Source organism: Methylobacterium sp. WL119 (assembly GCF_008039875.1).
Lineage (GTDB): Bacteria > Pseudomonadota > Alphaproteobacteria > Rhizobiales > Beijerinckiaceae > Methylobacterium.
The window spans coordinates 26,538-32,812 of the sequence record NZ_VRUU01000056.1; the positions used below are offsets into that span (position 1 = coordinate 26,538).

7 protein-coding genes are annotated in these 6,275 nt (G+C 69.6%); 5 read left to right on the plus strand and 2 right to left on the minus strand.

Annotation, left to right across the window (positions count from 1 at the left end):
- Positions 1-172: 172 nt before the first annotated feature.
- From FV227_RS18630 to FV227_RS18640, 3 genes are all read left to right on the plus strand, one after another.
- Positions 173-436 (plus strand): hypothetical protein, encoded by a 264-nt coding sequence (locus tag FV227_RS18630; RefSeq protein ID WP_147726909.1) that lies wholly within the window; start codon positions 173-175, stop codon positions 434-436.
- 27 nt (positions 437-463) lie between these two features.
- Positions 464-673, plus strand: coding sequence for a hypothetical protein (locus tag FV227_RS18635; protein ID WP_147726911.1), 210 nt, complete (start codon positions 464-466; stop codon positions 671-673).
- Between the two features lie 162 nt (positions 674-835).
- Positions 836-2,227 carry an ATP-binding protein gene (locus tag FV227_RS18640; RefSeq protein ID WP_147842574.1) on the plus strand — a complete coding sequence of 464 codons (1,392 nt, stop codon included), beginning with the start codon at positions 836-838 and terminating at the stop codon, positions 2,225-2,227.
- A 22-nt stretch (positions 2,228-2,249) separates the two neighbouring features.
- Here the strand turns inward: FV227_RS18640 and FV227_RS18645 are convergent, their stop codons facing one another.
- Entirely contained in the window at positions 2,250-2,525 is a 276-nt protein-coding gene (locus FV227_RS18645; protein WP_147726914.1) for a hypothetical protein, read from the minus strand.
- A 269-nt stretch (positions 2,526-2,794) separates the two neighbouring features.
- Here FV227_RS18645 and FV227_RS18650 point away from each other — a divergent pair, with 269 nt between their 5' ends.
- Entirely contained in the window at positions 2,795-2,986 is a 192-nt protein-coding gene (locus FV227_RS18650; RefSeq protein WP_147726916.1) for a hypothetical protein, read from the plus strand.
- Positions 2,987-3,096: 110 nt separating this feature from the next.
- Positions 3,097-4,278, plus strand: coding sequence for a pyridoxal phosphate-dependent aminotransferase (locus FV227_RS18655; RefSeq protein WP_147859655.1), 1,182 nt, complete (start codon positions 3,097-3,099; stop codon positions 4,276-4,278).
- Between the two features lie 61 nt (positions 4,279-4,339).
- Here FV227_RS18655 and FV227_RS18660 read toward each other — a convergent pair whose 3' ends face one another.
- Positions 4,340-5,959 (minus strand): phosphoenolpyruvate carboxykinase, encoded by a 1,620-nt coding sequence (locus FV227_RS18660; protein ID WP_147859656.1) that lies wholly within the window; start codon positions 5,957-5,959, stop codon positions 4,340-4,342.
- Positions 5,960-6,275 lie beyond the last annotated feature (316 nt).

The following is a 6,275-nucleotide window of genomic DNA, read 5'->3' on the forward strand; positions in this document are numbered from 1 at the left end:
AGGCGCGGACCTGCGCCATCTCAGCCTCGATGCCGGCCGAGGCCCTTCTCGCCAGCCGCATGCGGCTCCCGCTGACGGGCCGGGTGGCGTCTCCCGCCCCGGTCCGCCCATCGATCGGGAGCCGTTCCATCCCTGGGCGGCGTTTCACGTCGACCCCAACCCCAAGCAGGCAATGAGTAAGCGCACCAGGCAAAGGCCGCAGGAGCGAGGCTCCGTGCTGTTCGACGTGGTCTACGAGGACGGTTCGCAGGCCTCGAACCGCCGCGTCCCGATGGAGATCCTCGGCGGTCTCGACGGCGACGAGCCGGCCCGCGAGGTGATCTCGGCGCAGGACGAGGAGATCGCCCAGAAGTCGGGGCGTCCGCAGCGGACGATCCTCAGTCTCTCGCGTTCGCCGATCCCCGAAGCGAAACCGAAGCCGCCCCGCGTCGCGTAAGGGAGCGCGACAGTGGGAGAGCACGACATGGGCCACAAGTTTCATCTCGGGCAGCTCGTGCGTCGCCGCGACCTCGCGGCGGCGCGAAACGGCAACCGCATCTTCGAGGTGATCGGCCTGTTGCCGGCCGAGGCGGGCGCGCCGAATTATCGGATCCGCAGCACCGAGGCCGGTACGCACGAGGTGCGCGAGGACGGCCTGACGGCCGCCTCGTGCTGCTCGGCGCCGGCATCCTGATCGGCGTCGGACCGAGCGCGCGTTGGAGCGGCGCGTCGGGAGTGGCATAAGACGGACGTCCCGCTTCCGGGGCCTCCGCCCGGACCTTCGCCCGATGCGCCGCCTCCCGCCGGCCCCGACATTCCCCGGCACGACAGCACCCCGCCCCGCACGGTGCCCGGCATGACCGCGCCGGACCTCGCGACCGTGCGTCGCCCGGCCCAGCGCCGGCTGGGCGGCCCGCGCACCCTGTGGAAGCGGCTCGCCCGCGCCATCGGCGACCTGCTGCCGAAGGGGCTCTATGCCCGCTCGCTGATCATCATCATCGCCCCGGTGGTGCTGCTGCAATCAGTAATCGCCTACACCTTCATGGAGCGGCACTGGCAGCTGGTGACCAAGCGCCTGTCCTCGGCCGTCACCGCCGACGTCGCGGCCCTGATCGACATCTACGAGGTCTATCCCCAGGACAAGGACGCCGAGACGCTCTCGCGCATCGCCGGCGAGCGGCTGAACCTCGACCTCGACATCCTGAAGGGGGCCAAGATCCCGCCGCCGGGGCCGCGGCCGTTCTTCTCGATCCTCGACGAGGCGCTGTCGGACGAGCTGAAGCGGCAGATCGGCCGGCCGTTCTGGATCGACACCGTCGGTCGCTCGAACCTGATCGAGATCCGCGTCGCGATCCCCGACGGGGTGATGCGCATCACCGCCCGTCGCTCGCAGGCCTACGCCTCGAACTCGCACATCTTCCTGGTCTGGATGATCGGCTCGTCGATGGTGCTGCTCGGCGTGGCGATCCTGTTCCTGCGCAACCAGATCAAGCCGATCCTGCGGCTGGCCGCGGTGGCGGAGGGCTTCGGCAAGGGCCGCGAGATCGAGTTCCGCCCCCGCGGCGCCCGCGAGGTCCGCCAAGCCGGCCACGCCTTCATCGAGATGAAGCGCCGCATCGAGCGGGCGATGGAGCAGCGCACGACGATGCTCAACGGCGTGAGCCACGACCTGCGCACCATCATCACCCGGTTCCGCCTCTCGCTCGCCCTGATCGAGCAGACCCCGGAGATCGACGAGCTCTCGCGCGACGTCGACGAGATGAGCCGGATGCTGGAAGGCTACCTCGCCTTCGCCCGCGGTGATTCGGCCGAGAACGCGGCGCCGACCGACATGCGCGCCCTGCTGGAGGACCTGCGCACCGACGTCGAGCGCCTGGGCGCCCAGGTCTCGGATTTCGAGTTGGCCGGGTCGCCCTCGGTCACCGTCCGGCCGGACGCGTTCCGGCGCTGCCTGTTCAACCTCGCCGCCAACGCCGCGCGCTACGGCGAGACGGTGGCGATCTCCGGCCGGGCCGAGGCGCGGGCGTTCTTCGTCTCGATCGACGACGACGGCCCGGGCATCGCGCTCGAGAGCCGCGAGGAGGTGTTCAAGCCGTTCGTGCGCCTCGACGATGCCCGGCAGGATGCCGGCGGCTCGGGCCTCGGCCTGTCGATCGCCCGCGACATCGCCCGTGCCCATGGCGGCGACGTCTCGCTCCACGACAGCCCGCTCGGCGGCCTGCGGGCGACGGTGCGGGTGCCGGCGTGACGGCGGCGCCGCCCGAGGCTCGTCAGCGGGCGCGTTCCTGGATGTGCGTGATCTCGAGACGGGCGCTCGTGAGGAGGTATTCCAGGGTCTTCAGGTCCAGGCCGGCCTCGTGGAAACGGACCTGCAATCCTGCCTCGCCCCTCCAGTCGTACCCGGCGTCGGAGGGAAGATATTTGAGCAGCATCGCGCTGGCGACGTTCGTACGGACGTAGCCGCGATGACGGACCAGCCTGCCGATCTGCAGCACCAGCGCGTCAATCTGCGCGCGATCCGACATGATCGAGCGCGGCTTCGACACAGGTGAGCGCATCAATTCGGGTTCCCCTTGTTAGGGGCGAACATAGACGCCGAGACTTGCGTCTTTCTTAGCAACGCCGATCGATCTCTTAAAAATGTTCGTGTTGCCACCACGCCGATATTTGTCGAACCGGGCTGCGGGCAAGCTCGATCGCGCGGCAAAAAAACGGTGCGCCGGGTGTCCCCACGGCCACGTCGGGATGCTAAGGACGAGCGATCCGTCCAAGCGCGAGGGCTGCGCCGCAGCCCCGCACGACCTGAGTGCCGTTCATGAACCCGCTCGTTCCGCTCTTCATCCTAATCTCGCTGCCGCTCGCCGCGATCGGCCTCGTGCTCTACACCGACACCGGCATCGAGCCGGCCCTGTTCTACGCGTCGGTGAAGACCTTCGTGATCCTGGCCGTCATCGCCGTGGCGCTGTCGTTCGGCGCGAGCAAGCTGGCCGAGCGCTCCAAGAACTGAGCGCTGCGTCCCTCCCGGCACGCGGCGTGCAGGGAACAGGCTCCGTTCCGGGCAGGACGGCGCGCCGGGCAATCGCGAGGCTCGGCTGCGCGAATCACGAGGGCGTTTCCATGATGCAGATCGTTCCGGCTTTCGGACGCATCGGCGAGGAGAACGCCTTCGCCGTCCTCGCGCGGGCCAACGCGCTGGCGGCCCAGGGGCGCGACGTCATCAATCTCGGCATCGGCCAGCCCGACATGCCGACCCCGGCCCACATCGTCGAGGCCGGCATCCAGGCGCTGCGCGACGGCCATCACGGCTACACGCCGGCCACCGGCATCCTTCCCTTGCGCGAGGCGGTCGCCCGCGACATCCACCGGCGCCACGGCGTCGAGGTCTCACCCGAAAGCGTGATGATCGTGCCCGGCGGCAAGGTCACCATGTTCATGGCGATCCTGATGTTCGGCGAGCCCGGCGCCGAGATCCTCTATCCCGACCCCGGCTTCCCGATCTACCGCTCGATGATCGAGTTCACCGGCGCGACGCCGGTCCCGGTGCCGATCCGCGAGGGCAACGGCTTCGCCTTCTCGGCCGAGGAGACCCTGGCGCTGATCACGCCGCGGACCCGGCTGCTCATCGTCAACTCGCCGGCGAACCCGACCGGCGGCGTGACCCCGAAGGCCGAGATCGACGCCCTGGTGAAGGGGCTCGCCGACCACCCCGGCGTGGCGGTGATGTCGGACGAGATCTACGGCACCATGACCTACGACGGGCAGGCGCATCACTCGCTGCTCAAGTACGAAGCGATCCGCGACCGGCTGATCTATCTCGACGGCGCCTCGAAGACCTACGCGATGACCGGTTGGCGGCTCGGCTGGTCGGTCTGGCCGAAGCCGCTCTACGAGGCGGCGCGCAAGCTCGCGGTCAACGCCCATTCCTGCGTCAACGCGGCGACGCAGTGGGCCGGCATCGCCGCCCTCGACGGGTCGCAGGATTGCGTGGCCGAGATGGTCGCCGAGTTCGACCGGCGGCGGACGATCGTGGTCGACGGGCTCAACAACCTGCCCGGCGTCTCCTGCATCGTGCCGAAGGGCGCGTTCTACGCGTTCCCGAACGTCGGCCGCACCGGCTGGAAGGCCAAGGCCCTGGCCTCGACCCTGCTGGAGGAGGCCGGCGTCGCCGTCATCGGCGGCCCGGATTTCGGCGTGCACGGCGAGGGCTACATCCGCCTGTCCTACGCCAACTCGGCCGAGAACATCCTGCGCGCGCTCGAGCGGATGAAGACGTTCCTCAGCGAGCGCAAGCCGGGCTGAGGCGACGGTCGGACGCGTACCCTTCCCTCCCCCCGCAAGGGGGAGGGAAGACCCGAGCCCCTCAGGCCGCCATCGCCTGCGCGTTCGGCTCGGCCGCGCGCACGTCCGCGTCAACGTGCTGCTCGAAGCGCTTGAAGTTCTCCTTGAACATGCCGACGAGCCGGTTCGCCGTCTCGGCGAAGGCTGCCTTGTTGGCCCAGGTCTTCACCGGCTGGAGGATGTGCGGCTCGACGCCGGGCACCGAGACCGGCACCGCGAAGCCGAAATACGGGTCGCGCCGGAACTCGGTCTTCGACAGCGAGCCGTCGAGCGCCGCCGTGAGCAGCCGGCGGGTGACGCGGATCGGCATCCGCCGCCCGGTGCCGACGCCGCCGCCGGTCCAGCCGGTGTTGACGAGCCAGCAATCGACGTCGTGCCGGGCGATGAGGTCGCGCAGCAGGTTGCCGTAGGTGCTCGGGTGGCGCGGCATGAACGGCGCGCCGAAGCAGGTCGAGAACGTCGCCTCGGGCCCGGTCAGCCCGCGCTCGGTGCCGGCGACCTTGGCGGTGTAGCCGGAGAGGAAGTGGTACATCGCCTCCGCACCGGTGAGCTTGGCGATCGGCGGCATCACGCCGAACGCGTCGCAGGTCAGCATCACGATGTTCTTCGGGTGCCCGGCCCGGCCGGTGTCGCTGGCGTTGGCGATGAAGTCGAGCGGGTAGGCGCAGCGGGTGTTCTCGGTGAGCGAGGCGTCGTCGAAATCCGGGATCCGGGTCTCGGGGTCGATCACCACGTTCTCCATCACCGTGCCGAAGCGCTCGGTGGTGGCGTAGATCTCGGGCTCGGCGTTGCGCGAGAGCCGGATGGTCTTGGCGTAGCAGCCGCCCTCGAAGTTGAAGATCCCATCCGAACTCCAGCCGTGCTCGTCGTCGCCGAGCAGCTTGCGCGAGGAATCGTTGGAGAGCGTGGTCTTGCCGGTGCCCGACAGCCCGAAGAAGATCGCGGAGCCGCCTTCGGCGTCGAGGGCGGCGTTGGCCGAGCAGTGCATCGGCATCACCCCGGCGCCCGGCAGGATGTAGTTCAGGTAGGTGAAGACCGACTTCTTCATCTCGCCGGCATAGGCCGAGCCGCCGATCAGCACGATCCTGCGGGTGAAGTCGATGGCGATGACGGTCTTCGAGCGGCAGCCGTGGCGGGCCGGGTCGGCCTGGAAGCTCGGCAGGTCGATGATGGTCATGTCCGGGACGTAGGCCGCGATCTCGGCGCGCGGCGGCCGGATCAGCAGGTTGCGGATGAAGAGCGAGTGCCAGGCGAATTCCGAGAACACCCGCGCTTTCACCCGGTGCGCCGGGTCGGCGCCGCCGTAGAGGTCCTGCGCGAACAGCTCGCGGCCTTCGGCGTGGGCCTGGAAGTCGGCGAGCAGGGCGGCGAACTGGTCGGGCGTGATCGCGCCGTTGTTCTCCCACCAGATCTCGTTCTCGGTGCTCGCGTCGCGCACCACGAACTTGTCCTTGGGCGAGCGCCCGGTATGGCTGCCGGTGGTCGCCACCAGCGCGCCGCCGCGCGCCAGGCGGCTCTCGCCGCGGGCGAGGGATTCCTCGTAGAGGCGCGGGGCCTCGAGGTTCCAGTGCACGGCCTTCAGGTTGCGCAGGCCGATCGCCTCCGCGCCGTGGGCCGCGTTATGATCGCCGATGTTGCTCAAGGTCTCTCTCCCGGGCCCCTGCTCGCGCCGCGTCGCTGACACCGGGCGCGCCAGGCGCCGGATCATGGGAGCGTCCGTGCGGTCGTACAGGACCGCCGCACGCTGGTTCGCCGCTCCCGACTCGTCTTGGATAGGTGGCAAGCTTTCGCCGTCAACTTGGACGAAGGGTGGAGGGGGACAGACGAGGGCCGCTTGTCAGGGGGCCGGAAACCGTTCACCCGAGCGCATCGCATCGCCGCCACGTGGGACCCCACGCCGCCTTCATCCCGGCCGCGTTCGGCGGTATCGCATGGGCGCTCCCGCCCCGACCCGGCCC